Genomic DNA, 26993 nt, shown 5'->3' on the forward strand with positions numbered 1-26993 from the left:
TCAGTTCACCGCCGGCGCGGGCGCCGGTTCCGAGCGGTCCGGCGACGGTGCCGGGTCGGGCAGCGCCGTCGTGACCGCGGCCAGGGCCAGGGCCACCACCGCGATCGCCGACAGCATGACGGTGCTGCCGCCCAGGGTGTGCGCGCGGAAGAACACCGCGGACAGCAGCGCGAGACCGACCCCGTTGCCGATCTGCTCGATGGTGGGCAGGATTCCGGAGGCCTCGGCCAGCTGCCCGTCATCCAGACCGGACAGCATGATCGGCTGCAGCGGCACCGCGAACACTCCGGCGCCGAAACCGCACAGGAAAACCGGTGCGGCGCAGAGCAGCATGCTCACCCGGCCGTCGACGATGTTCACGTACCCGACGCCGATCGTCACGCATACCGCGAACAGCGCCAATCCACCCGCCGGTGCGCGCACCCCCCAACGCTGGACCAGCACCGGCGACAACAGGGCGCCCGCACCGGCGCCGAGGGCGAATGGAGTCATCGCGATCCCGGTGCGCAAAGGGGAGAAGTCCAGAACATCCTGCAGGGTGATGGAGATGGCGAAGACGAATGCGGTGAACAGTCCGAAGAATCCGGTGACCACCACGGATCCGATCGCGAAGCCGCGGTCGCCGAACAGGTCCAGGCGCAGCAGCGGCTCGGCGCCGCGGCTGCCCACCCGGCGTTCGTGCCACAGTGTGACCGCGCCCAGCGCCATCGCGGCCGCGATGATCAGGCACGGCCCCGGTTGCCACCCGCGCAGATGGATTTCCGAGAGGGCGTAGAGCAGACCGAACAGGGTCGCGGCGGAGAGAACGACACCGGGGAGGTCCGGCGATGCCCGCTGCCGCGGGGTGTCGAGTCGCAGGAATCGCCAGGCCAGGGCCAGAGTGAGAACACCCAGCGGCAGGTTCATCAGGAAGATGCTGTGCCAGCCGAATCCGCCGGGGTCGGCGGTTACCAGGGTGCCGCCCAGGATCGGGCCGAGCAGCCCCGCGAAGCCGGACGTGGCGCCGTAGAGCGCGAAGACCCGGGTGTGCAGGTCTCGCGGGAAGAGGGCGGTGAGTATCGCGATGGTCTGTGCCGCCATCCCGGCCCCCGCCACACCCTGTGCGACGCGGGCCGCGACGAGTTCGGTCCCGCTGTCCGCCGTCCCACACCAGACCGACGCCGCGGTGAACGCCACGACCGCGGCGAGGAACATCGGTCGGCGCCCGGTCCGCGCACCGGTCCGGGCGGCGGGCAGCAGGGTGCAGGCGAAGGCCAGCGAGTACCCGGACACGATGAGCAACTGCTGCGCCGCGGACGCCCGCAGATCCGCGGTGATGGCCGGGAGGGCGGTATTGACGATCGTCACGTCGATCATCTGCATGAACACCGACAGCAGGCAGCCGGTGAACGCCGCCCAGGCCCCCGGTCCGGGGACGGTCCGGGCGGCTGCGGTACGAGAGGTCACGGCCGCGCCTCGTCGGCGACCAGGACGTCTCCGGCGGATACGTCCGGACATGCCGCACCGGCCCCGTTCGCCCGCACCGCGGCCGGTACCGGGCTGCCACCGCTGCCGTTCCCGCGCGCGGTGTGACCGTGTCCGTTCGTTCCGTTCTCACCGCCCCCCGGCGCGGTGGCGGACTCGGCCGCACCGTTGCCGTTCGCGGCGGGCAGCGCCGCCGCGAACCCGGCGGCCGGATCGGTCGCCAGGATCAGCTCGGCCACCTTCGGCCCGGCCTGCTCCAGACTGAACGACCGGCCCATCTGCAGCGACATGAGTTCGATACCGAGCTGTTTGCTCACCCGCGAACCGAATTCGACCGCCATCAGCGAATCCAGTCCGAGCTCGGTGACCGGGACGGTCAGATCGATGGAGTCGGGTTGTACGCCCATCACGACGGCCAGTTGATCCGCGAGCATCCGGGCCATGGCCTGCCCACGTTTACCGTCCTCCAGCGCCGCCAGGTCGGCTTTCAGCTTGGCCAGCACGGAATTGTCCTGTACCGACGCCGCGACCAGCGCGGCAAGACGTCCGGTGCGGCCCATCTGCGGGAACGCCGCGGTCAGTTTCGACCAGTCGGTGGGAATGACGGCCGCTCGGGTGACCCCCAGCCGCAGCGTCTGTTCCAGATACACGGTGCCGTCGGCCATATCGATCGCGCCGAACCCGGCCAGTTCCAGGTATTTCGCGACCTTGTCGTCGGCGGCCATACCTCCGGTCGCCCCGGACATATGCCCCCAGCCCACGCACAGCACCCGTTCCCCGGCCCGGGACCATTCCTCGGCGAGCGCCTCGACGGCCAGATTCGCGGCGGTGTAGTTGTACTGGCCGAAGATGCCGAACATGGCGCCGCCCGAGGAGTACAGCACGAACATATCCGGTTCGGCGCCGGCCGCCCGCACCGCGTCGTGCAGGACCCGGGCCCCGTGCGCCTTGGACCGGTACACCCGCGCCAGCTGCTCTTCGTCCATCTGCTCCACCCGGTTGTCGGCGACGGCGCCGGCGGCGTGGAAGACACCGCGCAGCGGTTGCGCCGGATCGTGTGCCCGGGCGACCACCGCGGTGACCGCGTCGGTGTCGGTGATATCCGCGCGTTCCTCGATCACCGTGACCTCGGCTGCTCGCCAGGCCGCGAGCTGCTGACGGGCCGCCGGGGTGGCGGCGCCGCTGCGCCCGAGCAGTACCAGCCGCCGCGCGCCCTTGGCGATGAGCCAGGTGCCGGTGGCCATACCGAATCCGCCGAAACCACCGGTGATCAGATAGGTGCCGGCCGGGTCGATCTCGAGTTCGGGCAGCATCGGCCGGACCGGGGGAGCCTCGTCGGTCATCGAGAGTGCGACTCGGCCGATCCGGGTCGAGCGGATGGTGTCGTCGAAGGCCTTGGCCACCTCGTGGGTGCCGTACAGTTCGTAGGGCAGCGGCCGGTACTCGCCGGAGCGGAACTTCTCCACCACCCGGCGCAGCAGATCGGCCAGCTGGAGTGGCCGGACCCGGCACATACGGTCGAGGTCCATGGAGAAGTAGGACAGGTTCTTGTCGAAATTGGCGAGTTCGAGCAGGCCGCCCGTGTAGATATCGGCCTTGCCGACCTCGACGATGCGCCCGAATTCACGGACGGCCTTGAAGTTCTGGCGCAGGATCTCGCCGGGTGCCGAACTCAGGATCACGTCCACGCCCGCGCCGTCGGTGAGACCGAGCACGTCGTCGGCGAAATCGAGCGAGCGCGAGTTGAGTGCGTGATCGGCGCCGAGCTCGAGGATATGTGCCCGCCGCTGCGCGGTACTCGCCGTGCCGATGATGCGGGCGCCCCGAGCCTTGGCGACCTGGATCGCCGCCGACCCCACTCCGCCGGCCGCGCCGTGGATGAGCACGGTTTCCCCGGGCTCGAGGCGGGCCAGATCCAGCAGGGAGTACTCGGCGGTGCCGAAGGCGGTGGTACTGGTGCACACCGCGGGGTCGGTGCCCGCCGGCAGCGGAATCACCGCGCCGCGCTCAACCACGTGAAAGCGCCGCATCATCCCTTTGGCGGCAAGGGCCACGATATCGCCGACCGCGAGATCGGTGACGCCCTCGCCCACCCGGGTGATCGCCCCGACGCCCTCCATACCCGGACTGGTACCGAAGAAGGTGCCGGCGAGTTCGCGTTCCCCGAGAATGCCCATGACCTTCAGCGGGTCCTTGTAGTTGAGGCCGATGATCCGCATCCCGACCTCTACCTCGCCCGGACCGGGATCGCGGCGTGGTGCCCGGCGCCACGCCAGCGCCGACAGCAGCTTCGATTTCGGTATCTCCAGGGCGAAATCGGCCTCCGGGTCGGTGAGCGGTTCGGCGGTCTCCAGCGCGTCGATACGCTCCTGCAACGGCCGGGTGATCCGCGGCAGCAGGCGCCCACCCGCGCGCAGTAGCACTTCGTCGGAGTTGTCGTACCGGAACGCACCCGGTACGGCGAGCTCGGAGCGCAGCTCGGCGACTGTGGTGGCGGGCTCGGTGTCGATCAGCCGCCAGCGCAGCGCCGGCTGTTCGTTGAGCAGGACACGGCGGGCGCCGGCCAGGGCGGCCTGCCGCGAATCCGGCGCCGCCGCGTCACCGGGCAGGGCGAAAGCGCGTTCGGTCACCAGGGTGACGTGGCAGGAACCGTCGCCGATCCCGACGATCGGGGTCTCGCTCTGCCCGGGCGCGATGAACCGGTGGGCGGCCACGGCGATCCGTTTCAGGGTCCACAGATCCGCCAGGTCGTCCTCGGCCCGGCCGGCCACCACGACCAGATGCACTCGTGTGGTGTCCGGGTCGGCGGCGCCTTCCCGCAGCAGGACGGTGAGCTCGGTTTCGAGGTCGGGATCCGCACCGCCGGTCAGCCGGTACGGCGCCCCGGGCGACGTCGCGGCGAGTTCGCGCGCCCGTGCGCTGTCCCCGAGTGCGAGCACGATCGTGGCGGGGCTGCCGGTATCGCCCAGGACCTCCGGATCGATCGGTTCGGCCTGCTCCACGGTCTCGGCGTAGTAGAAGTCCGCCATCCGCTGCAGCGGGCTCCCACCCGGGGTGAGCGCACCCAGTTGTACACCCCGCAGATGCAGGCAGAGGGTGCCGTCGCCGGCCAGCAGCCGCACATCGGCGAGATGGGCGGCGTCGGGGTCGCGCCGCGCGACCACGGTTACCTCCGCGGGCAGTGGCCGGTACATCCGGACAGCCGCGACCCCGACCGGAACCATAGCGCCCTCGCCGAGACCGTCCTGCGCGAACAGCAGGGCGACGGTCTGCATGGCCGCGTCGACCACGGCCGGGTGCGCCAAATGCCCCGACTCCACGGCGATACTGCCGTCGACCGAGGCGACGACGAGGTCCCGTCCGGCCCGGACCGCGGTGACCCGGCGGAACGCCGGACCGTACTGCAGCCCGCGCGACGCCAGCGCGGCGTAGAAGAGATCGGGTGCGAAGTCGATCGCCGAGTCGGGTTCGGGCACCGTTTCCACGACGGGCTCGTAGGCGCCGGTGAGGATCCGGCCGGTAGAGTGCACCGTCCACACCGACCCGGTGGCGCTGCGCGACCGGATCAGGAACCGCCCGCTGGCGTCCTCGATACCCAGTTCCAGAAACGGGACATCGGGTTGGGCCATGACCAGCGGTGCGACGAAGCGAACGTCTTCGAGTGCCACCCGCTTGTCACCGGACCGGGTGGCGGCGGCGCTGAGCGCGGCATCGAGGTAGGCCGCTCCCGGCATGATCCGCATGCCGCCGACCACATGATCGGGCAGCCACGGCAGCAGCTCGGTGCCGACCTGCAGCAGCCAGCCCGGCCGGCCTTCCATATCGGGGTCACCCAGCATCGTGTAGCTACCGGGGCTGCCGAGGCGCAGCTGTTCGAACAGCGGCAGCGGGTTGTGCAGCCGGGTGTTCTGCCACGGATAGCGCGGGAGCGGCAGATGTTCGGTGGCCCGCCGGTCGGCGGGGAACGCGGCGCCGGTATCGAGTACACCGGCGGCGTAGAGACCCGCGACGGTCCGGCGCAGACTGTCCTGATCGTCCTGTTTGCGGTTGAGAGTGGCGACCGTCGCCCCGGTCTCCCCGGCGGCCAGCAGGATCTCGCGGATATTGCCGGACAGCACCGGATGCGGGCCGACCTCGAGGAACACCCGGTGCCCGGCCGCGACCAGTCCGCCGATTGCGTCGGCGAACCGCACCGGTTGCCGCACATTCGCGCACCAGTATTCGGCATCGAACCCGTCCTCGGCGTCGACGACCGCCTCGGCGGTCACCGTCGACACCAGCGGTATCCGCGGTGCGGCGGGCCGCAGCGCGGCGAGCGCGGTACGCAGCTCCTCGAGGATGGGATCCATGAAACGGCTGTGGTAGGGCACCTCCACCCGGAGGGCGCGCGCGAAAGCACCTTCCTCGGTGAGCTTTTCGGCGATTTCGTCGAGGCGGTCCACATCACCGGCGAGCGTGAGTGAACCCGGACTGTTCACCGCCGCGATATCCACTGCGTCGTCCGCGCCGAAGTATTCGCGCACCGTGTCCGGTCCGGTACCCACGGCCAGCATCCCGCCGGTGTCGGCGGTCCGCGCCTGGAGGCGCGACCGGTGGTAGGCCACCGTGACGGCCTCGTCCAACGTCAGCATCCCGGTCACATACGCCGCCGACACCTCGCCGACACTGTGTCCGACGATCCGCGCCGGGGTGATCCCGTATTCGGCCAGTTCGGCCACCAGAGCCACCTGGACCAGGAAGTTCGCCGGCTGGGCGACCTCGGTCGCACGGACCCGCGACTCCTCCTCCGGCCGTAGGAGTTCCTCGATGATCGACCATCCCGCCACCTGCGCGAACGCGGTGTCGACGGTGCGCGCCGTCGCGGCGAATGCACCGTCGGCGGCGAGCAGATCCCGGGCCATACCCCACCACTGCGGGCCCATACCGGAGAACACGAAGACGGGTTCGGTGACGCGCGGTGAAACGGTGCGCACCGCGTCCCGGCCCTCGCCCGTGGCGTACCGCCGCAGCTCGTCGATCAGCTCCGCGCGGTCGCGTACGGGGACACCGGTGCGGAAGGCGTGATGAGCGAGGCGGGTCCAGGCAGCCTCGGCCAGATGGTCGGGGTCGGCGCCGGCGGCGAGCAGATCGGCGAACCGTCCCGCCATGGCCCGTACCGCCGGCGCGCTGCGCGCGGAGATGGGGAGGACGCCGAGATGTACTCGTTCGCGCGGCGCCGGCGGGCCCACGACGGGCCGGAACTCCTGCAGGATGGTGTGCGCGTTGGTGCCCCCGTAGCCGAATCCGTTCACCGCGATCGACATCGGGCCGGCGTCGGCGGGCAGCGGCTGGGCCTCGAGTTGGATGTGCAGATTGAGATCGGCGAAGGGAATGTCCGGATTGGGCTCGTTCAGCCAGCCCTGCGGTGGAATCGTGCGATGCCGCAGAGCCAGCGCGGATTTGATGACACTCGCGATACCGGAGGCTGCTTCGGTGTGGCCGAGGGTGGCCTTGAGCGACCCCACGCCGAGTGTCCGTTTCCGCACTCCCGCCGCGCCGTAGACACTGCCCAGTGCGCGCAGTTCGATCGGATCACCGACCGGGGTGCCGGTACCGTGCGCTTCCACGTAGGTTATCTGCTCGGGCGCCAGCCCCGATCGTTCGCAGACCGTGCGCGCCAGCGCCGCCTGTGACTCGGCGTTGGGCACCGTGATGGCCGCGGTACGCCCGTCCTGATTGGACCCGGTGGCCTTGACCACCGCGTACACCCGGTCGCCGTCACGCAGTGCCTCGTCGAGTTTCTTCAGCACGACGATGCCACCGCCTTCGCCGCGCCCGTACCCGTCCCCGGCGGCGTCGAAGGATTTGCAACGCCCGTCGACGGCCAGGAACCCGCCTTTGCACATCATGACGAAGGTCTCCGGCTGGAGCATGACGTTCACACCGCCGGCCAGTGCCATGGTGCAGTCGCCGTTCCGGATCGCCTGGCAGGCTAGGTGGAAGGCCACCAGCGACGACGAGCACGCGGTATCGACGGTGAGCGCGGGCCCGACCAGGTCGAGCGCGTAGGCGATCCGGTTCGACAGCATGGTGTAGGAGGCGGACGCGGCGGTGTGCATATCCACATGCGCCAGCGCCGGACCCACCACGCCGACCACGGACTGGTCGACCACGAACCCGCCGATGTAGACCCCTACCGATTCACCGGCGGCCCGCCCGGCGACCCCCGCGTCGTCGAGGGCCTCCCAGGTCACCTCGAGCAGCAGCCGCTGCTGGGGATCGAGTCCTGTGGCCTCGCGGGGGGAGATGCCGAAGAAATCCGGATCGAATTCCCACGGGTCGGTGGTCAGGAAGGCGCCGTGCCGGGTGTAGCTGCGGCCGGGGGTGCGCTTCTCCGGATCGTAGTAGCGACGGTAGTCCCAGCGGTCCGGTGGTATCTCGACGACTGCATCGCGTTTGTCGATCACGAAATCCCAGAAGGATTCCGGGGAGTCGATTCCCCCGCCGAAGCGGCAACCGATTCCGACGATGGCAATGTCCGACATCTGTATGTCCTCCCGAATCCCGGGTGAGCCGCGGTTTCCCGCCGGGGAGATCTGAAGCAGGGTTGCGCGCCGCGAGCGCCGCCGGAATCTATGGATGCGATAAAAGTCCGGTCGATATGCCAAAGGATCGCAAAATATCCGGCGCCGCTACGGCAGTGGGGCCGACACTACCGATCGGTTACCTATGGCTGGAACGGGTTGTTGACAACCTTCCGTCACCGCACAACATCGCCGGTGCTCAATTGTGAAGTAACCCAGGAGTTTTGAATGCCGCTTCCAGGCCTCGGGCGCGAGGCTCATTTACGCAGTGCCGCAGCGAAAATGGGCCAGGAATCGTGCAGATCGCGCTGCCAATAACCCCAGGAATGCGTGCCGCCGGGCCGCAGGGTGACGGTCGCCGGTATATCGAGTTCGCGCAACCTGTTCCGCAGTCGTACCGCGCAGCCCGCCGCCACTGTTTCCAGCAGGCCGCCGACGAGTAATTGGTCGGCGAGCTTACCGGGATCACGGTGGATACCCGGTCCGTCCAGGGTGTCCAGCGGTCCGGGTGCCCCGGTCCCGGCGGACAGGTAAAGGGCGGTACCGCGCAGCGCCTCGGGATGCAGGAACGGATCGTTGTCGGCCCAGGCCCGGTCCTGCGGCGGACCCCACATATTGCGTGGGTCGCCGCCACCGGCGCGGACCACCAGCTCGACGATGGCGCGGCCCTGCGGATCGCTGGTCCGGACACAGCCGCTGTAGGACCCCAGCGCTCGATAGTGACCCGGTGCGGCGAGCGCCAGCTGTAGCACGGAGGCGGCCCCCATGGATATTCCGGCGAGCGCAGCGGCGCCGGTGCCGCGGAAACGGCCGTCGATCAGGGGCGGGAGCTCGCGGGTGAGGAAAGTGGTCCACCGTTGCCGTCCGAGTACCGGGTCATCGGCCCGCCAATCGGTGAAGTAGCTGCCCGCGCCGCCGAGTGGATTGACCACGGTGACCTGTTCGTCCCGGAAGAACTCGGTGAGATCGGTGCGCTCGAACCAGTTTCCGCCGTCCGCGCCGCCGGTGATCCCGTTGAGCAGGTACAGCGTGGGCGCCGGCGCCGCGGGATCGGCCGGCGGCAGTACCCGTACCGGGACGACCCGGTGCATCGCGGCGGAGTACACCGCGAGTTCCACCGCGCGCCCACCGCGCGGCACGATATCGACGATCCCGGTCGCCGGGGCCACGGCGCCGGGCGGATCCGGGTCCGGTGGTGCGGCTGCCCCCGGACCGAGCGTCACGGGCACGAGGGCGGCGACAGTGGCGGTGACGAGCAGGGCCCGCCCCGGACGGCGTGACCGGCGAGGGTGTGGCATCGCCGGAAACTAATTCTCGTGGTGCGCGCGGCGCCGCCGAACCGGTGGATTCTGTGAAGCGGGCCAGCGCGGCCCGTTGTTTCCTGCGCCCGGTCCCAATGTCCGGCCGGGCACCGAGCACTATGGACAGATGACTGGACAGGTGTAACCATCGGTGTACAGCGGGGGGTGTGGCTGTACCGACCGACGAGAGGATCCTGCGCATGAACGACCGGAAACAGGTGGGCGGACACGGCGGTGGCCGGCGATGAGCACCCTGCATCCGTGTGAGCGCGTCGGTGTCGAATTCATCGACAACGCTCCCTTGCGCTTCAGCAACAGCGTGGACCTCGCGATCACGCCGGCCCAGCTGTTCGAGGTGCTGGCCGACGCCGAATCCTGGCCGCGCTGGGCGAGCGTGATCACCAAGGTCACCTGGACCACCCCCGAACCCCGGGGCGTGGGTACCACCCGGGTGGTCGATATGCGCGGCGGAATCGTCGGCGACGAGGAGTTCCTGGTCTGGGAGCCGAACACGCGGATGGCGTTCCGCTTCAACAGCAGCTCCACCGGTGCGCTGGCGGCGTTCGCCGAGGACTACCGCATCGTCGAGACCCCCGAGGGTTGCCGGCTCACCTGGACACTGGCCCAGCGACTGGCCGGTCCCGCCCGATTCACCGCTTTCCTCGCCACCCCGGTGATGAATCTGGCGTTCCGGCGTTTCCTGGCGAACCTGCGCCGCTACACCGATCAGCGCTTCGCGACCGCGTCATCATGAGCGTCCGGGCCGCGGGCAGCGCTTTCCGATGCCCGCGGCCCGGAGCCCGCTCAGCCCATCAGCAGTGAACCCGCCAGCCAGGCGGCGAGCACCAGGGCCAGCCCGAGCAGTGCGCCGGGATACAGTGCCCGCCCGCTGCGCGCGGCATTGACGGTGGTGGCGGCGCCGACAAGGAAGCCGAAGCAGCCGCCGAGGACGATGATCCAGTTGCCGGTGCTCGGATCGGCGCTGCAGTCCGCACGCCCTTCGCACACCCCGGTGGCGAGCACGAACCAGGGTGAAATCGCCACCGAGACGATCGCCAGCGTCGCGAGCAGGAACCACAGCAGTGCGGTGATCACCAGATCGAATCCCCGGGGCGCGGGAATCGGCGCACCACGACCGTAGACGTCGTCGGGGATGGGGGAGACAGGGTAATGGGTGGAGGTCTGGTCAGGGAACATATGCCTCGCGATCGCTCGAACCGATTGGGGGCCGCCGGATGATACTCAGAACTTTCCCCTGTGCCGCAACTGATCCGGCACCGCGCGCGACACTACACTGCCCACAGTCCCGCGGCATTCGCTGCCGCGGTATCGATAACCGTGCGTGATACGAGCAGAGGAGATGGCGATGCGTGTGCTGTACACGGCCGAGGCGCTGGCCACCGGGGACGGCCGCAACGGTCATACCCGGACCACCGACGGCCGCATCGATCTCGAGCTGGCGGTGCCGAAGGAAATGGGTGGCAGCGGCGGGGGAGCCAATCCCGAGCAGCTCTTCGCCGCCGGCTACGCGGCCTGCTTCCATTCCGCGCTGCGCCTGGTCGGTTCCCAGGCCAAGGCGAATGTGAACGATTCGGCGGTGGGTGCCAAGGTCGGTATCGGGAGCACCGCCGGCGGCGGATTCGGGCTGACGGTGGTCCTCGAGGTCACCCTTCCCCATCTACCCGAGGACGAAGCGCAGGCGTTGGCCGACAAGGCGCATCAGGTGTGCCCGTACAGCAATGCCACCCGCGGCAATATCGATGTCGAGGTGCGGGTCGCGCAGGACTGACCGGCGCCCGGGCCCGCGTCAACTCTTGGCGGGCCCGGGATCAGCGGTAGCGCTCGGATCGGCATCGCCGTCCGGAGCCGGGGCGGGACTCGGTGCCGGAGCGGACGCCGTGGCGGCGGGTTCCGCCGCCGGAGCGGTCGGGGGACCCGCCGTGGGCTCGACGCCTCCGGCCGTATAGCTCGACGCCGTCTCCCGGGATACGGTGACCCGCCAGGGCATCCGCGTCCCGGTGGCGGTACGCGGCATGGTCGCCACCGCGATCACCGCCGAACCCACCGCGATGATCACCGCCGCGATGGCGGCGGTGGTGATCGTACCGCTGGCGACGTATTCCACTTCGTTCAGACCCGCGACCGGTTTCGATCCGTCGTTGACGGCCCAGTTGATCCAGGAACCCACCTGACCACCGAGGTCCCAGCGGCGGATCGTCATATTCTTGAGCTGTTTCTGCCGGGCGGTCAGATAGAGCATGTTCGCGATCACCAGTAGCGCGGTGATCACCGCCCCGCCGGTGGCGATACGGGCGAAACGTTCGGAGTTGGTGGCGATATGGATAGCGATCGCGGCGATGGTCAGCGCGATCATGCTGCTCGAGGCGACCGCCCACGAACCGGTGAGATCCGCGGCGGGCGGTGTGCCCTGCGCGGACCAGACCGTCAGGTACCGAGTGGTCGAGTCGACCTGGCCGAACGGTGTCGCCGCCGCCATACCGTCCGGCCCGTGCGCGACCATCCAGTGCTTGAACATGAGGATGAAGACGATGACACCGCCCAGGGCGGTGATCACATATCCCCATTTGCCGCTCATCGCGGGCGCGGTGCGGATGTCCTCGGCGTGTTCGGCCACCCGCCGCAGTCCGGCTCGGGCGAGGGTCCGGCGTCGTTCCCAGACCTCTGATCGGGCACCGGCGGATGCGGACGGGTCCGGCTGTGGTGTCGCGGTGCGAACCGTGCTCGACGAAGCGTCGCCGTCACCTCCGCTCGCTCCCCACGGGCTCGGTTTGACCATCAGCCCAGTCTAATTCTGCGCCCACCACTGGGAACACGCCGCTGACCGCATTCCCGACCGGGTCTACGGCAAGCCCGGCTGGACCAAGGGCGCGGAGAAGGCTTTCCGTGGGCTCGTGGACGCCGGCGATGACCCCGAGCACCTCGCCGACATCGTGGCGAACAACAGTAATGAGAACCCGGCCGACCGCGGCCCGCAGCGCGGGCCGACGACATCTCATGCCGGATGCGATCGAGGACGCGCGTAGTCGACGACGCCGCAGATGGGCTCACCCGCCAGGACCACACCTTCACCGCATCCATGGCAATATCTCGATCAGCCACATAATTCGGGGTTCGGGAACATCAACGAGAAAAGTCACGCCAAGTAGTTACCGCAGATAGTGATCTCTCGGTCCGATAATCATCGGGGATTACGGTGAGTACCGGAGTACAGGCGGAGCAGGCGGCGGAGTCGACAATGAACACCATCCGCCTCTGTCCGGGTAACAGTTGCCACCTACCGGAATGGATCGCATATGCAGATTCAGATCAACACCGATAGCAACATCGACAGCGGTGACAAGCTGATCCGGCACGTCGAGGAGGAGATCGCTTCGACGCTCGAGCGCTTCAGCGACCAGATTGTCAGCGTCGAAGCCCACCTCAGTGATCAGCACGCGGGCAAAGGTGGACCGGGCGACAAGCGATGCGTGTTGCAGGCTCGTCCCACCGGCCAGCAGCCGGTCGCGGTGACCCACAACGCCGCGACGATCGACGACGCCTGCCGGGGTGCGGCCGAGAGCATGGCACATCTGCTCGCCAGCCGGTTCGGCCGGCTGCACGAGACAAAGGGTGGCGACTCCATCCGGCACCCGCGTAAGGACCATCCGCACCCGAACTGAGGCGGCAGCATCGGGTCGTTCGGTACCGGTAGCGACGATCCGTGCCGGAAGCCGCGCTCTCGGTGACCGTGGCCGGGTGCTACCCCGCCTCGGCCGGCCACCGGCGATGACCGACGAGCAGGTTCGTCAGGCTCGGGCGCCGGATGGTCCACTGACCCGAATGCAGGATGACGAGATCCTCCTCGACATGTCGGGTGGGCCCGAGGATGAGCTCCGGCCCCTCAACAAACACCTTGGCCCCGCAGGCGCGCGCATTGTCGGTGAGAGCGCGTGCCGTCGTGAGTCTCCCTTCGAGGGCTTCGAGACGGGAGCCCTCTTTTCGGGTGCTCACACCGGCGGCGGGCCGACGCGACTTCTCCTCAGGCGGCGTCCGACTGCCGGCCGTTGGCCACCAGATCGACCACGACATCGCGGACCATGGTCTGGATCTGCTGTGCGTGCTCGTGAAGCGCATCCGGGTCCGGCCCGCCGTCGGCTGCCGTGGTTGCGGTGATCTCGACGAGGTCGTTGACGATATGACAGAGCGCGATCAGGCGTCGCACCATGTCCCGCCGCTCGGCCGGCGGTAGTACTTCGGGGTTCACGTCCCTGTCATCGTCGGTGGTCCCGGAGTTGTTTCGTTCCCACCCCGCCCACCCGGCCCTGATCCGCGCACAGCGAAACCCGCACGGTCCCAGCGACCGCGGGCCGGTGGGGCCGCGACGCTCGCGCCGCCTCGCGACCGGTCACCGGGTGATCGACTACGGTGAGGCCCGATCGGGTCGGGACCACAGCCGGGAGAACAACAGTGACGATGCGCCGGGCGCTTGTGTCTATGGCGAGTGCGCTGTGCCTGTTCGCGGCCGCGTGCGGCGGCGCGCGCGACGACGCGGACCGGCCCGGGCGCGGCAGCGTCGTCTCGGTGGCGCCGGTCTTCGAGATGACCGCCGCCGAGACCGGTGACTATCTCGCCGAATGGAAATATCCGGTGGCCGGCGCGAACGGTGTTCGCGCCCACCGGGTCGTATACGAAACCGTCGCGGCCGACGGAACGTCCACCACCGCCAGCGGCCTGGTGGTGGTCCCGGATACCGGCGTGCAGCGGTTGCGTCTGGTCTCCTACGCGCACGGAACCACGGTGCGCCGCGACGAAGCGCCCTCGGCGGACGGCGAGACCGAACGTGCCCGCACTGTCCAGTTCGCCGCCGCCGGTTACGCCGCGGTCGCCCCGGACTATCTGGGTCTTGGCGAGGGCCCCGGTTTCCATCCTTACGCCCATGCCCCCACCGAGGCCTCCGCCTCGGCGGATCTGCTTCTGGCGACCCGTTCGCTGCTCGCCGACCAAGGCCGTGACCTGGATCCGAACGTGCTGGTGACCGGGTTCTCCCAGGGCGCCCAGGCCGCCCTGGCGCTCGGCCGGGAGCTGAACAGCGGTGCGATCGAGGGTTTCGCCCCGGCCGCGGTCGCCGCGGTCAGTGGTGCCTACGCCGTCCAGGAGGTCCAGGCCCCGGCCGCGCTGGACGGCCGGGTGGAGGGGCGGCGCGCGGTGCTCTACCTGGGCTACTGGATTACCGCGATGAACCGGATCTACCACCTGTACGACGATCCCGCCGAGGCGTTCCAGCAGCCTTACGCGCAGCGGGTCGACGGACTTTTCGACGGGCGCCACGATCTGCTCGCCGTGTCCTCGGGGCTGCCGGACACCCCGCAGAAGTTGCTGACCCCGCAATACCTGGAACTGGCACGGAACCCCAGCGGCGCCGCCCTTCGGGCCATGGCCGACAGCGATACCGTATGCGACTGGACCGCGGCGGTGCCGGTCCGGCTGTTCGCCGCCTCCGGGGACCGCAGTGTCCCCTTCGAGAATTCGCTGCGCTGTACGAAAGCCGTACTGGGTGCCTCCGCCGAACTGATCGACCTCGGCGATATCGACCACGGTGCCACCGTCCGGGAGGCGCTTCCGCGGATTCTCGACTGGTTCCGGAAAACGCAACCGCCCGCCTGAACCGGGTGGTTCGGGCGGGCGGTGCGGGTCCGGAGCGCCGGGAGATCAGTGCATGAGCACCGGGGCCGGCGTATCGGAATCGGGCTTCGCCACCGCGCTCGCCTTACGCGGGAGCAGGACGGAGAAGCCGAGGGTGACCAGGCACAGCGCGAACGCCACCCAGAAGGAGCCGGCGTAGGCGTCCGACATCTCCCCGAGCATGACGGTTTCGAACTTGTCGCCCAGGCTCGCGATGTACTGCAGCACCGACGGATCGGGCTGTTCGCCGGTCCGCTGGGCCTCCATCATCGCCTGCCCCGCCGATACGGCCTCGGAGTTCTGCATCCGGTTGGTCAGCACCACCGAGATCACCGCGACACCCACCGAGCTGGCGATCTGCTGAATAATGTTCAGCAGAGTGGAACCGCGCGCGACCTGGGCCTCGTTCAGCGTGCGCAGCGCGGCCGTCATGAGCGGCATCATGGTGAGACCCATACCGAGACCCATGACGAACAGCACGCCGAGCACATAGAAGTAGGAGCTGTCGGCCTCGATCTGGGTGAGCCCGAACATGGTCGCGGTGAGAATCGCCAGGCCGACCGGAACCACCCGGCCGACGGGCATCTTGTCCACCAGCATGCCCGCGATCGGCATGGTGAGCAGCGATCCGATACCCTGCGGCGCCACCAGCAGTCCGGCCAGCAGCGCGCTCTCGCCCCGCACCTGCTGGAAGTAGGTGGGGATCAGCAGCAGTCCGCCGAAGAACGACGCGGCGAACAGGAACATCGTGACGGTGGCGACGGTCAGGTCGCGATTCTGGAACAGCCGCAGATCCAGCAGTGGATTCTTGGGCTTGAACGAGTAGAACACGAATGCGACCACCAGCGCCCCGCCGATCAGCATGGTCGCCCACACCTTCGGTGTGGCGACGGTGCCCTCCTCCGGGATGGAGGAGATGCCGTACAGGAACAGCGCGAGACCCGGGGACAGCATCAACATGCCCACGAAATCGAAGGCTTCACCGGCTTTCGGCTCGTCCTTGGGCAGGATGAACCAGGCGTAGACGAGTGCGATCGCTCCGAGCGGCAGGTTGATCAGGAAGATCCAGTGCCAGGAAGCGTCCTCGATGAGCCAGCCACCCAGGATCGGGCCCAGGATCGGGCCGAGCAGCATGGGTACCCCAAGGATGGCCATCAAACGGCCCATCCGCTCCGGTCCCGCGGCCTTGGTCATGATGGTCATACCCAGCGGCATGAGCATGCCGCCGCCCAGGCCCTGGATCACCCGGAAGCCGATGAGCGCGCCGATGTTCCAGGACAGCGCGCACAGCACCGAACCGACGGTGAACAGCACCAGGGCGGTCATGTAGAGCCGCTTGGTGCCGAAACGGTCGGCGGCCCAGCCGGTGAGCGGAATGACAGTGGCGAGCGCGAGCGTGTAGGCGGTGACCGTCCAGGCCACCGTGGAGTAGTTGGCGACGTCGAATTCGGTTTGGAACGTCGGCATGGCGACGTTCACCACCGTGATGTCCAGGATGGACATGATGGCGCCGAGAACCACGACACCGGCCAGTTTCAGGACCGATGCGTCGATTCTGTCCGGAGCCCCCGCGTCGGTCGCGGGGGCTGGGCTTGCGTTCACGAATTGTCTCCTGACGATGCGGGGGGGCACGCCACGACGTTGTGTATGGCCCCGGACTCGAGCACGGCGGTGAGGACCCGTCCGAGGTCCTCCCGTAAAGCCTCGGGCAAGCGGTGGACGACCGTATCGATCGTCGCGCGGTGGACGGCGATCTGATCCCAGGCGAGCCGTTGCCCGTGTTCGGTGGGACCGACGAGCTTGACCCGGCGGTCGGTGGAGCTCTCCTGTCTGGTGAGCAGACCGAGGCGTACCAGCCGGTCGACATTGCGGCCGGCCGCGGTCATCGACAGGCCGAGTTCGCCCGCGATGGTGTGGATCGGTTGTGGCTCATGGCGCCGGACAACAGTGAACAGCACCCGGGCCTGCGAGAGCGTCAGATCGAGTTCGGCGAGCCGGTCGACGCCCTGCCACCGTCCGGGGTCGCAGACGGCGAGCACGAAGCGCTCGATGAGAGTGCTCGTCTCCGACTCATTTGCCACCGCGCGATCATATGGGTGTCCGTAATAGTTGCGGAAGCGGGAATATCTCGTATGTGACCGGAAACATATCGGAGCGAGTGGTCGCATCGCGCCCGAGTAAGGCGCTACGGCGGGCCCGGAGCAAAAAATCACGCTCCGGGCCCGGGAGTCAGTCTCCGCGCGTCGTGTCGTCCGCGAAGAAGTCGAGCAGTAGCTCCGTCACTCGTGCGGGCTGTTCCAGATGCAGGAAATGTCCGGCGCCGGGCACGGTCACGGTTTCTCCACCCGCCGGTGCCAGGACCTCGGCCACCCCGGCGGTGAACGCCGGGTGCAGGGTGGTGTCGGCGCCGCCGTGCAGATACAGCATGGGCACGCGCGGCGCGCCGTCCCAGTGCTGGTGGAGGCCGGCGTAGCGAGTGGACGGTTTCCCGGCGATCCGGACGAAGGCGCGGTAGTAGGACAGCGCCGCGGTCCGGCGTGCGACGGTCGGCAGCGCGGCCAGGGTATGGGCGATATCCGTCTCCGCCTCGTACCCCGGCGACCAGTCGTGCCACAGCCGGGGTATCAGCAGGTCGAGCGAGCGCTCGGAGATTCCCGGTAGCTGGTTGAACAGGATGTACCAGCTGAACCGTAGCTGCCGCAGATACGCGCTCACCCCGGCGTCGCGGCGTGGGCGCATGGCCGGAACCGGCGGGACCGCTAGCGAAGCGACCCGGGGAAACGGGCAATCCGATTGCGCCGCAATGGTATTCGTGGTCAAGGCGCCCCAATCGTGACCGATGAGCACCGCGTCCGCGGGGGCGCCGAGTGCGCGATACAGTGCAAGCGCGTCGTAGGCGAGCGCTCCCAGATGGTAGTCGCCGTCCTCCGGCACCGCGGTCGGTGCGTAACCCCGGGTGAACGGCGCGACCACGCGGAATCCGCGGCCGGCGAGCGCGGGACCGAGATGACGCCAGGTCCAGGCACTGTCGGGAAAGCCGTGCAGGCACAGAGCGAGCCGGCCCCCGGGATCGCCCCAGACGAGTGCCGTCATCGACAGGTGCGGTAACCGATACTCGACGGTCTCGGGCAGATCGGCTTGGTGCGCGCCCATGGTTCGTCCTCTCAGTCGGCCCCGCCACGGTAACCCGGGCGGGCCGATCGCGCCCCGGCGACAGCGGCCACAACCGGAGCGGTATGCTCACATCCCCCGGACGAGGTCGCTGTGCCGGCGTTGCGGGCAAGCCCGGTCATTCGCACAGCCGCGGGGTAGCTGATGTCATATCTGGCAAGGTAATCGGTGATCGGAGGAGCAAGCCCATGGCGCGCAAGGTCGTCATCAGTTTGATCGATGACCTCGACGGCGAATCACCCGCGGCCGAAACTGTGGTGTTCGCGTTCGAGGGCGTGACGTACGAGATCGACCTGACCGAAGCCAACGCGAGGGAGATGCGCGCAGTCTTCGGTAAATGGACTCCGTTCGCCCGCAAGGCCGGTCGGGCCGCGCGGACGAAACGGGAACGGCCGGTGCGGTCGGCCTCGGCGAAGGTGATCCGGGAATGGGCGTTGCGCAACGGCCACGAGGTGTCGACGCGCGGCCGGATACCCGCCGGAATTCTGGCCGCGTTCCGCCACGTCAACGGGTAACCGTTACCCGGGTCGATTCCGGTGGTCGGTGCTGTCGCCGGCCGGCTTGTAGGCGACGCCACCGACCATGACCTGCTCTTCGGGATACCGGGGCCGCAGCGGCGGACCGGCGGGCCACCAGTCGTCGAGTTGGACGAGGCCCGGTTCGATGAGTTCGAGGCCGCAGAAGTATTCGAGGATCTGCTCGGTGGTGCGGTACCAGCCAGAGCCCAGACCCTTTTCGGTGAAACGGCGTTCGAGCTCTTTGGCGAGCGCGTGCTGCTGCGGATCGGCCGGGCCCGGATCGTGGAAATGGCTGATCGCGAGATAGGACCCCGGCGGCAGCAGGTCCACATATTTCTGCATGATCCCGACCGGGTCGAGTTCGTCGTCGACATGGTGGAGCAACCCGCACAGGATGAGCCCGATCGGCCGATCCATGTCCAGGTAGCGCGTTACGTCGGTATTGCGCAGCAGGGTTTTGTCCTCGAGGAGATCGGCGGGTACGAAATGGGTGTTCTCGTTCTGTTCCAACAGCACCCGGCCGTGTGCGTTGCACACCGGATCGTTGTCGACATAGATGACCGTGGCCTCGGGATTCTGCTGCTGGGCGATCTCGTGCGTATTGGCGACGGTGGGCAGTCCGGCCCCGATATCGAGGAACTGATCGATACCGGCGGTGCCCGCCAGATGCCGGGTGACCCGGTGCAACCAGCGCCGGTTCATGATCGATACATCGCCCTGTCGGGGCGCGACCTCGAGGATCGCGGCGTAGGCAGCGCGATCGACGTCGTAGTTGTCCTTGCCGCCGAGGCTGTAGTCGTAGACACGGGCGATACTGGCCCGGGTGGTGTCCACGCCGACCGGTTTGCGAACGCCGGTCCGGTGCGCCGGTTCGGCCATCTCGACCTTCTCTCTGGACGAAAGAAATACTGGATGGATATATGAGTCGGGTCACCAAAGCGTAGAACGCGGTGCCGGAGCGAGCAATCGGCGCCGATCGAACTGCGCGGGAAAATGGTTCACGTCATCGGAGTGGGCCGAGCCTAACCCGGATACGCGTGCTCGGCACGGTTTCGGGCCGAGCTGACCTGTTTGTGAAAAATACTGTGCCATAGACGTGTTCGGTGTTGTCCGATCGTGGCGGTCGCCGGGTGGAAAGCCGGCGCCGTGCACCACCGGACAACAGGGCGATTCGTCAGTCGTTTCCGTTCACACTGTGCAATCGGACTCTTTCCAGGGGGCGTTTGTATCCGACGCCGCCGATAACCACCTTTTCCTCCGGAAGCCGCGGCCGGGTTGCCGGTCCGGCCGGCCACCAGTCCTCGAGTTCCACGAGGCCGGGCGCGATGATCTCCAGGCCGTCGAAGTACTCGAGCTGCTGGGCGCGGGTGCGGTACCACCCCGAACCCAGCCCCATTTCCGTGAATGCCCGCTCCAGTCGCTCGGCCAGATCGTGCAGTTCCGGGTTCTCGTCGGCCGGGTCCCAGAAGTTGGTGATCGCGACGTACGAGCCCGCGGGCAGCCGGGAGATGTATTCGCGCATGACCCGCGCCGGTTCGAGGTCGTCGTCGACGTGATGCAGCAGCCCGCACAGGATCACCGCGATCGGCCTGTCCATATCCAGGTATTGCAGCACCTTTTTGTTCTCCAGCAGCGTGTTCTCCTCGAGGAGATCGCCGGAGACGAAATGGGTGTTCTCGTTCTGTTCCAACAGCACCCGGCCGTGTGCGTTGCACACCGGATCGTTGTCGACATAGACGACCGTGGCCTCGGGGTTCTCCTGCTGCGCGATCTGATGGGTGTTACCCACCGTCGGCAAACCGGCGCCGATATCGAGGAATTGATCGATGGCGGCCGGTCCGGCCAGATAGCGCACCACGCGGTGGAGCCAGCGCCGGTTCATCCGGGAGACATCACCCTGCCGTGGTGCGATCCGCTGGATTTGCTCGAAGGCGGCGCGGTCGACGTCGTAGTTGTCCTTGCCGCCGAGGCTGTAGTCGTAGACACGGGCGATACTGGGCCGGGTGGTGTCCACCCCGACCGGGACACGAACCCCTGTCCGATGAGCCGGTTCGGCCATGAATACCTCTCTCTACGTTGCGAATCGAACAGGGCGATGTTATGCCGCCGACCCGGCGGCGTCCCCTCAGGCGTCCGTACCGCGCTCGAGGACCTTGCCCGGCAGCCAGCCGCCGCCCAGATGCGTGACGCGCCACCAGTCGATATCGATCACCAGCGCGGTGACCGGCGTGGCGAGGAACGGTTCGATCTGTGGTTCCTTGCGCAGCAGTGCCCGGAAGGTCTCGTCCTGGTCGGCTCCCTCGCGCAGGGTGACCGTGCCCAGTCCCTGGGCAAAGGGATCCGCGATCCCACCCGGCACCACCTTCACCCCCACATTGGGGTTGGCCTTGAGCTGATCCAGGGTCCGGCCGCTGTTCTCCAGGATGAGGGTGAGGCGGAAGAGGTCGTCGTCGACGTTGGCGAAGAAGGCGCTCGTGGCCCAGTTGACGCCGTCCTTGGACGTGGCCAGGTCGATACTGGAGTGACCGAGGACTTCGGTGAGTTTCGTGCGGATCTCGGTGGTGGTGACTGTGTCGGGCATTCGGGCCTCCAAGTGGTATGCGTGCTCGTTCTCGGGCACGTACGGATGGTGCGATGACGGGAAAGGGGCCGGACACGGGCGGGCCGAGGCGCGACCCGCGGTGCGGCGCTGCGTGCGGCGGTCGGTGGAAGATGCTCGCGGCCGGGTCCTGTTCGTCGGAACGTACGGTGGAAGCGGGCTGTCTCGGCGGGAACGGCCGGTTCCGGTTGACTGCGGACCACCCTATCGGGCGGCGCCCGATCCGTCCGGATGAGAACCTCCCCCGGAGACGGTGGGAAACATTGTCGGCGAAGGATTTACGCGCGGATGGGGTCCGATCGCGCCGGTTCGCGCGGGGGTTGCCGCGGCCGGGTCGTGCGGCCGGTTCGTTTCCGCGGGCCGCCCGGACACGCGCTATGCTGAAAACAACTCCAGTGGTACTCGCTCCTGCTGCCGATGCCCTCATCGGTGTCGTCTCCCAGGTCGTCGCGGTACAGGTGAAGCCGGACGTCGTGTCGTGGGGGAGTTTACGCAAGGAAACCTGATACCGCGTGCAAACAGAAAGATGCTACGGGTATGCGGCACTGTAGGATTCGATCAGCACGTTCGCGGCAGCAGGTTGCCGCGCAACCTCCGGTCCCCTCCGGGGTGGGCGCGTTACCGGAATATGCGCATACCGGATAGTAGGATTGCCTGCCGACCGGTGCGGTTCGGCGGTGGCGGGCGCCGTACGATGCAGCACAGCACGAACTGGCCAGAGGCGACCATGACACACGAGCGAGACGATTCCGATACCCCGGATCAGGCGGAAGCCGATCGTGGGCCGACCGTGTTGCGTATCTCGCTCGGCAGCAGGTTGCGCCGTTTGCGGGAGGCATGCGGGATCAGCCGTGAGGACGCCGGTGATCACATCCGCGGTTCCCATGCCAAGATCAGCCGGCTCGAGCTGGGCCGGACCCGGTTCCGGGAGCGCGATCTGCTCGACCTGCTGAAGCTCTACGGGGTCGACGATCCGGAGAAGCTGGCCGTCTATGTGGATCTGATGAAGAAAGCGAACGATCCGGGATGGTGGCAGCCGTACAACGATGTGCTGCCGAACTGGTTCGAGAACTATATCGGCCTGGAGCAGGCCGCGACGACGATCCGTACCTATGAGGCGCAGTTCGTACCGGGCCTGCTACAGACGGAGTCCTACGCGCGGTCGGTGATCACGCTCGGTAACGACGACGAGACCGAACGCCGGGTCGGTATACGGATGCGCCGCCAGGACATCCTGAGCCGTGCGGCGGCGCCGACACTGTGGGCGGTCGTGGACGAAAATGCGCTGCGCCGCCCGATCGACGGCTATCCCGAGTTGCGGGATCAGATCGAACATCTCATCGCCGCCTCCGAACGGCCGAATGTGAAGATCCAGGTGCTGCCCTATTCGGTGGGCGGCCATCCGGCGGCCGGTGGTTCTTTCAGTATTCTGCGGTTTCCGGAACCCGAGCTACCGGACATGGTCTACATGGAGCAACTCACCACCTCGCACTACCTGGAGAAGAAGCAGGACGTCGAGGTCTATATGACGGTGATGAACAAGCTGAGCGTTATTGCGCTCACCCCGGGGGAGAGCCGGGACTATCTACGTAAAGTGCTCTCCGAACTGCCCGCCGAGTAGGTCCGGGCGCAGCCGGGGAGTCGTTCCGTTCTCCGGCGCCGGGCGGGGGAGCGGTGTATCGGCCGGGCCGGGCCACGCCTCGCGTACCCGGGGCCCGCCCATTCCGCACCGCATGCCTCTGTCATACCGAACCAAGAATCCAGAACCAGACTATAGAATGGTCATACGTAGATATGCGCATCTAACTATCTATTGCTAGAGGCCGGTCGCACCGAAAGGAAGCAAGGATATCCGAGATGGTAGGAAGGGGACGTGGCCGCTACAGGTGAAAATTCGGGTTCTGCTCGTTCTCGTGCCGTGGCAGAGGTGGTGGAGCTGGTCAGCACGCTGATCCGGTTCGACACGTCCAATACCGGCGATCTCGCGACCACCAAAGGGGAACGAGAGTGTGCCGAATGGGTGGCGCGGCAACTGGAAGACGCCGGATACACCACCGAATATGTGGAATCCGGCGCACCGGGCCGCGGCAATGTCTTCGCGCGGCTGCCGGGCGCCGATCCGAGTCGCGGCGCGCTGCTGTTGCACGGGCACCTCGACGTGGTGCCGGCGCAGGCGGCGGACTGGAGTGTGCACCCGTTCTCGGGCGCCGTACAGGACGGTTACGTCTGGGGTCGCGGCGCGATCGATATGAAGGACATGGTGGGGATGATGCTGGCGGTGGCCCGCCAGTTCAAGATCGAGGGGACGGTGCCGCCCCGGGACCTGGTCTTCGCCTTCTTGGCCGACGAGGAGAACGGCGGGAAATGGGGATCGCATTGGCTGGTGGAGCACCGGCCCGACCTCTTCGAAGGCGTCACCGAAGCCGTGGGCGAGGTCGGCGGTTTCTCCCTGACCGTGCCGCGCCCGGACGGCGGTGAGCGACGCCTCTATCTGGTGGAGACGGCGGAGAAGGGGCTGGGCTGGATGCGGTTGCGCGCGAAGGCGCGCGCGGGCCACGGGTCGTTCCTGCACGAGGACAACGCCGTCACCATCCTGGCGGCCGCGGTGGCGCGCCTGGGCACCCACACGTTTCCGCTCGTGCTCTCCGATTCGGTCGCCGAGTTCCTGGCCGCCGTATCGGAGGAGTCCGGGCTGGAGTTCGATCCGGGCAGCCCCGATATCGAGGGCACGCTGGCCAAATTGGGGTCCATTTCCCGGATCATCGGCGCGACCCTGCGCGATACCGCCAACCCGACCATGCTGAACGCCGGGTACAAGGCGAATGTCATTCCGCAGACCGCGGAGGCGGTGGTGGACTGCCGGGTGGTCCCGGGCCGGCAGGCCGCGTTCGAACGTGAAGTGGACGAACTCATCGGCCCGGATGTGGAGCGGGAGTGGATCACCAAACTCGACTCCTACGAGACGACTTTCGACGGCCACCTGGTGGATGCGATGAACGACGCGATCCTGGCCCATGACCCGCAGGGCCGGACCGTCCCGTACATGCTCTCCGGAGGCACGGACGCGAAAGCCTTCGCGCATCTGGGTATCCGGTGTTTCGGGTTCGCGCCACTCCGGTTGCCGCCGGAGCTGGATTTCGCGGCCCTGTTCCACGGTGTGGACGAACGTGTTCCGGTCGACGCGCTCGAGTTCGGCACCGAGGTGCTGGAACACTTCCTGTTGCACAGCTGATCCGATTCGAAAGAGGAGAACATGGCCGACAACCCCTACGACGCCCTGCCTTCGGTTCCGTCGTTCACCCTGACCTCCACCGATGTGTCCGACGGTGCGCCGTTGGGTAACGCTCAGGTCAGCGGTGTCTTCGGTGCCGGCGGTGCGGATGTGTCGCCGCAGCTGAGCTGGTCGGGATTCCCCGCGGAGACCAGGAGTTTCGCGGTGACGGTCTATGACCCCGACGCGCCGACGGCCTCCGGTTTCTGGCATTGGGCGGTGGCGGATATCCCCGTGTCGGTGACGGAGCTGCCCGCGGGGGCCGGCAGCGAGGGCGGTGAACTGCCGTCCGGTGCGGTGACGCTCCGCAACGACGGCGGGTTCGCGGGCTATGTCGGGGCGGCCCCGCCGGCCGGGCACGGTCCGCACCGCTACTTCATCGTGGTGCACGCGGTGGATGTGGACTCGCTGGGCGTGCCGCCGGAGGCTTCCCCGGCGTTCCTCGGATTCAACCTGTTCTCGCACACCCTGGCGCGGGCGATTCTGGTCGGTACCTACGAGCAGAAGTAATTTAGCGCGGTCCGGTGGCCCCGGCGGTATCCGCTGGGGCCACCGCTGTTTACCGGGCTTCTACCTCGATCACGGTCTCGGGTGGTGAGTCGGCGCAGAGCGCTTCGATCTGTGCCGCGTACTTGGTGGCGATCGGCGCGCGTTTGAGCGACATCTTCGGGGTGAGTTCGTCACCGCCGGGTTCCCAGACCGTATCGACGATGGTGAACCGTTTGATCTGTTCCACCCGCGACAGTTTCGCGTTTCCCGCCGCGACTGCCGCCCGCACGTCCTCGATGATCTCGGGTCGTTGCGCCAGCTGCGCGATATCGGCAGCCGCGGCGTCGATCTCCTTGGCCCGTACGGCGGCCATATCCGCATCGAGCACGATGAGCGCGGTGATATAGGGCTGGGCTTCGCCGAGTGCGACGACCTGGCCCACCAGTGAGGAGGCCGCTTTCACGGCGTTCTCGATATTGCTCGGCGCGATGTTCTTACCGCTCGCGTTGATGATCATCTCCTTCTTGCGGTCGATGATCCGGAGATAGCCGTCGGGATCGAGGGTGCCGATATCGCCGGTGTGCAGCCACCCCTGCGTGTCGAGCGCCTCCGCGGTTTTCTCGGGCATACCGCGGTAGCCGCGGGTGACGATCTCGCCGCGCACGAGGACCTCACCGTCGTCGGCGAGACGCAGCTCGACGCCGTCGACCGGGCGACCCACCGAGCCGGGACGGGGTTTGTCCAGATCGGTGTAGGTGGCGACACCGCTGGTCTCCGACATACCCCAGACCTCGGAGACGCAGAATCCGAGGCCCAGGAAGAATTCGAGGGTTTCCGGTGGAATGGGTGCGGCGCCCGAGGACGCGACGCGCAGGTCCGCCAGGCCGAGGGCGGCGCGCACCTTGCCGAGGAGCAGCTTCTCGGCGACGCGGTGTTGCAGATCCAGCAGCGGGCCGCGGCCGGTGCCGGCGAGATCGGCTCGGGCGGCGGCGATTCCGGTGGCCACGGCCCACGTCGCGATGGCCTTCTTGGCGCCGGTTTCGGCGGCCAGCTTCGTTTCGATGCCACCTTTGATCTTCTGCCAGACCCGCGGCACGCCGAAGAACACCGTCGGCCGGGCGTCCGGTAGCGCGGCGGCGATCTCCCGGGGGTCGGGGACGGTGGTGATCTGGATACCGGTGACGAGGTTGATGGCGTGCCCGGAGATGCGGTCGGCGACATGCGCGGCGGGCAGATAGGACAGGGCACGATCGTCGAGCCCGACATCCATGGGACCGCTGTTCAGCGCGATGATCTGGGCGAGCACATTGCGGTGGGTGAGCTCGACTCCCTTGGACGGGCCGGTGGTGCCGGAGGTGTAGATGACGGTGACCAGGTCGCCGGGTTCGACGGCCCGCCACGCGGCGTCGAAATCGAAATCCGGGTCGGGCGCGGTTTCCAGGTCCGCCAGGGCGGTGGTGCCTTCCGCGGGCCCGTCGACGAGGACGATGTGGTCGAGCGCGACTCCCGCGGCGCGGATGGTGTCGAGGAACTGCTGTTCGGTCACGACGATCTTGTTCTCGGCATTGGTGAAGGCATGCGCGACCTGCTCCGGAGAGCAGGTGTTGTAGACGGAGAACGGGGTGGCGCCGACGTGCAGGGCGGCGGTGTCGACGAGGTTGAATTCCGGGCGGTTGGTGAGCATCACGCCGAGGGTGTCGCCACGGCCGAGGCCGAGTGCGGACAGTCCGGCGGCGATCACCCGGACCCGGTCGCCGTATTCGCGCCAGGTGATCTGCTGCGTGCCGCCGACGGTGCGCAGCGCGACCGCGTCGGGTCGCAGGGTGATGGTCTGCTGGAAGGCCGCAGGCACGGTGTCGACGAGGACGCCCGTGCGGTGCCGGTAGACGATATCTGTGGTCATGGTCCGATCCCGGTGCTGGATGCCGCGGACCG

Annotated in this window: 22 protein-coding genes; 8 read left to right on the top strand and 14 right to left on the bottom strand. The window is 67.9% G+C overall.

Annotated elements, in window-relative coordinates; all coding sequences use genetic code 11:
- The 3 genes from NF4_RS10610 to NF4_RS10620 all read right to left on the bottom strand — a co-directional run bounded on the left by NF4_RS10610 (position 1) and on the right by NF4_RS10620 (position 9325).
- A complete protein-coding gene (locus tag NF4_RS10610; protein ID WP_063127105.1) occupies positions 1-1446 on the bottom strand; it encodes an MFS transporter in 1446 nt (481 codons plus the stop codon).
- A complete protein-coding gene (locus NF4_RS10615) occupies positions 1443-7988 on the bottom strand; it encodes a type I polyketide synthase (RefSeq protein ID WP_084533027.1) in 6546 nt (2181 codons plus the stop codon). Before NF4_RS10615 ends, NF4_RS10610 begins: the two co-directional genes overlap by 4 nt.
- A 296-nt stretch (positions 7989-8284) precedes the next feature.
- Positions 8285-9325 carry an alpha/beta hydrolase gene (locus NF4_RS10620; RefSeq protein WP_063127106.1) on the bottom strand — a complete coding sequence of 347 codons (1041 nt, stop codon included), beginning with the start codon at positions 9323-9325 and terminating at the stop codon, positions 8285-8287.
- A 256-nt stretch (positions 9326-9581) separates the two neighbouring features.
- On the opposite strand from NF4_RS10620, the gene NF4_RS10625 reads away from it, so the two are divergent.
- Positions 9582-10082, top strand: coding sequence for an SRPBCC family protein (locus NF4_RS10625; RefSeq protein WP_198165310.1), 501 nt, complete (start codon positions 9582-9584; stop codon positions 10080-10082).
- A gap of 50 nt (positions 10083-10132) precedes the next feature.
- On the opposite strand, the gene NF4_RS10630 is transcribed toward NF4_RS10625, so the two are convergent.
- The gene (locus NF4_RS10630) at positions 10133-10525 is read right to left on the bottom strand and encodes a hypothetical protein (protein ID WP_063127108.1); all 393 of its coding nucleotides are present in this window, start codon (positions 10523-10525) and stop codon (positions 10133-10135) included.
- 169 nt (positions 10526-10694) lie between these two features.
- Between NF4_RS10630 and NF4_RS10635 the strand changes: the two genes are divergently transcribed.
- The gene (locus NF4_RS10635) at positions 10695-11117 is read left to right on the top strand and encodes an organic hydroperoxide resistance protein (RefSeq protein ID WP_063127379.1); all 423 of its coding nucleotides are present in this window, start codon (positions 10695-10697) and stop codon (positions 11115-11117) included.
- A gap of 18 nt (positions 11118-11135) precedes the next feature.
- On the opposite strand, the gene NF4_RS10640 is transcribed toward NF4_RS10635, so the two are convergent.
- Positions 11136-12125, bottom strand: coding sequence for a hypothetical protein (locus NF4_RS10640; RefSeq protein WP_157120146.1), 990 nt, complete (start codon positions 12123-12125; stop codon positions 11136-11138).
- A gap of 517 nt (positions 12126-12642) precedes the next feature.
- On the opposite strand from NF4_RS10640, the gene NF4_RS10650 reads away from it, so the two are divergent.
- The gene (locus tag NF4_RS10650) at positions 12643-13008 is read left to right on the top strand and encodes an HPF/RaiA family ribosome-associated protein (RefSeq protein WP_063127111.1); all 366 of its coding nucleotides are present in this window, start codon (positions 12643-12645) and stop codon (positions 13006-13008) included.
- Between the two features lie 79 nt (positions 13009-13087).
- Here the strand turns inward: NF4_RS10650 and NF4_RS37685 are convergent, their stop codons facing one another.
- Together NF4_RS37685 and NF4_RS10655 are read right to left on the bottom strand one after the other, a co-directional pair.
- Positions 13088-13339, bottom strand: coding sequence for a hypothetical protein (locus NF4_RS37685; RefSeq protein WP_157120148.1), 252 nt, complete (start codon positions 13337-13339; stop codon positions 13088-13090).
- Positions 13340-13367: 28 nt separating this feature from the next.
- Complete coding sequence (locus NF4_RS10655; protein ID WP_063127112.1) at positions 13368-13592, bottom strand: hypothetical protein; 225 nt, start codon at positions 13590-13592, stop codon at positions 13368-13370.
- Between the two features lie 230 nt (positions 13593-13822).
- Between NF4_RS10655 and NF4_RS10660 the strand changes: the two genes are divergently transcribed.
- Positions 13823-14992, top strand: a complete 1170-nt coding sequence (locus tag NF4_RS10660; RefSeq protein WP_063127113.1) for a hypothetical protein — start codon at positions 13823-13825, stop codon at positions 14990-14992.
- Positions 14993-15037: 45 nt separating this feature from the next.
- Here the strand turns inward: NF4_RS10660 and NF4_RS10665 are convergent, their stop codons facing one another.
- From NF4_RS10665 to NF4_RS10675, 3 genes are all read right to left on the bottom strand, one after another.
- Complete coding sequence (locus tag NF4_RS10665; protein WP_063127114.1) at positions 15038-16612, bottom strand: DHA2 family efflux MFS transporter permease subunit; 1575 nt, start codon at positions 16610-16612, stop codon at positions 15038-15040.
- Positions 16609-17091: a MarR family winged helix-turn-helix transcriptional regulator gene (locus tag NF4_RS10670; RefSeq protein ID WP_198165291.1), complete on the bottom strand. Its 483-nt coding sequence runs from the start codon at positions 17089-17091 to the stop codon at positions 16609-16611. Before NF4_RS10670 ends, NF4_RS10665 begins: the two co-directional genes overlap by 4 nt.
- A gap of 148 nt (positions 17092-17239) precedes the next feature.
- Positions 17240-18163, bottom strand: a complete 924-nt coding sequence (locus NF4_RS10675; RefSeq protein ID WP_063127116.1) for an alpha/beta fold hydrolase — start codon at positions 18161-18163, stop codon at positions 17240-17242.
- A 206-nt stretch (positions 18164-18369) separates the two neighbouring features.
- On the opposite strand from NF4_RS10675, the gene NF4_RS10680 reads away from it, so the two are divergent.
- Complete coding sequence (locus NF4_RS10680) at positions 18370-18696, top strand: histone-like nucleoid-structuring protein Lsr2 (RefSeq protein WP_063127117.1); 327 nt, start codon at positions 18370-18372, stop codon at positions 18694-18696.
- A 3-nt stretch (positions 18697-18699) separates the two neighbouring features.
- Here the strand turns inward: NF4_RS10680 and NF4_RS10685 are convergent, their stop codons facing one another.
- From NF4_RS10685 to NF4_RS10695, 3 genes are all read right to left on the bottom strand, one after another.
- Positions 18700-19578 (bottom strand): SAM-dependent methyltransferase, encoded by an 879-nt coding sequence (locus NF4_RS10685; RefSeq protein ID WP_063127118.1) that lies wholly within the window; start codon positions 19576-19578, stop codon positions 18700-18702.
- Positions 19579-19873: 295 nt separating this feature from the next.
- Positions 19874-20758: an SAM-dependent methyltransferase gene (locus NF4_RS10690; protein WP_063127119.1), complete on the bottom strand. Its 885-nt coding sequence runs from the start codon at positions 20756-20758 to the stop codon at positions 19874-19876.
- A gap of 66 nt (positions 20759-20824) precedes the next feature.
- Positions 20825-21280: a pyridoxamine 5'-phosphate oxidase family protein gene (locus NF4_RS10695; RefSeq protein ID WP_157120152.1), complete on the bottom strand. Its 456-nt coding sequence runs from the start codon at positions 21278-21280 to the stop codon at positions 20825-20827.
- Positions 21281-22025: 745 nt separating this feature from the next.
- On the opposite strand from NF4_RS10695, the gene NF4_RS10700 reads away from it, so the two are divergent.
- From NF4_RS10700 to NF4_RS10710, 3 genes are all read left to right on the top strand, one after another.
- Positions 22026-22919 (top strand): Sco1979 family transcriptional regulator, encoded by an 894-nt coding sequence (locus NF4_RS10700; protein WP_063127380.1) that lies wholly within the window; start codon positions 22026-22028, stop codon positions 22917-22919.
- Between the two features lie 252 nt (positions 22920-23171).
- Positions 23172-24530 carry a M20/M25/M40 family metallo-hydrolase gene (locus tag NF4_RS10705; protein WP_084533029.1) on the top strand — a complete coding sequence of 453 codons (1359 nt, stop codon included), beginning with the start codon at positions 23172-23174 and terminating at the stop codon, positions 24528-24530.
- A gap of 21 nt (positions 24531-24551) precedes the next feature.
- The gene (locus NF4_RS10710) at positions 24552-25079 is read left to right on the top strand and encodes a YbhB/YbcL family Raf kinase inhibitor-like protein (protein ID WP_063127122.1); all 528 of its coding nucleotides are present in this window, start codon (positions 24552-24554) and stop codon (positions 25077-25079) included.
- A 49-nt stretch (positions 25080-25128) separates the two neighbouring features.
- On the opposite strand, the gene NF4_RS10715 is transcribed toward NF4_RS10710, so the two are convergent.
- Complete coding sequence (locus NF4_RS10715; RefSeq protein ID WP_063127123.1) at positions 25129-26961, bottom strand: AMP-dependent synthetase/ligase; 1833 nt, start codon at positions 26959-26961, stop codon at positions 25129-25131.
- Positions 26962-26993 lie beyond the last annotated feature (32 nt).

It is taken from the genome of Nocardia fusca NBRC 14340 (genome assembly GCF_001618425.1).
Lineage (GTDB): Bacteria > Actinomycetota > Actinomycetes > Mycobacteriales > Mycobacteriaceae > Nocardia > Nocardia fusca.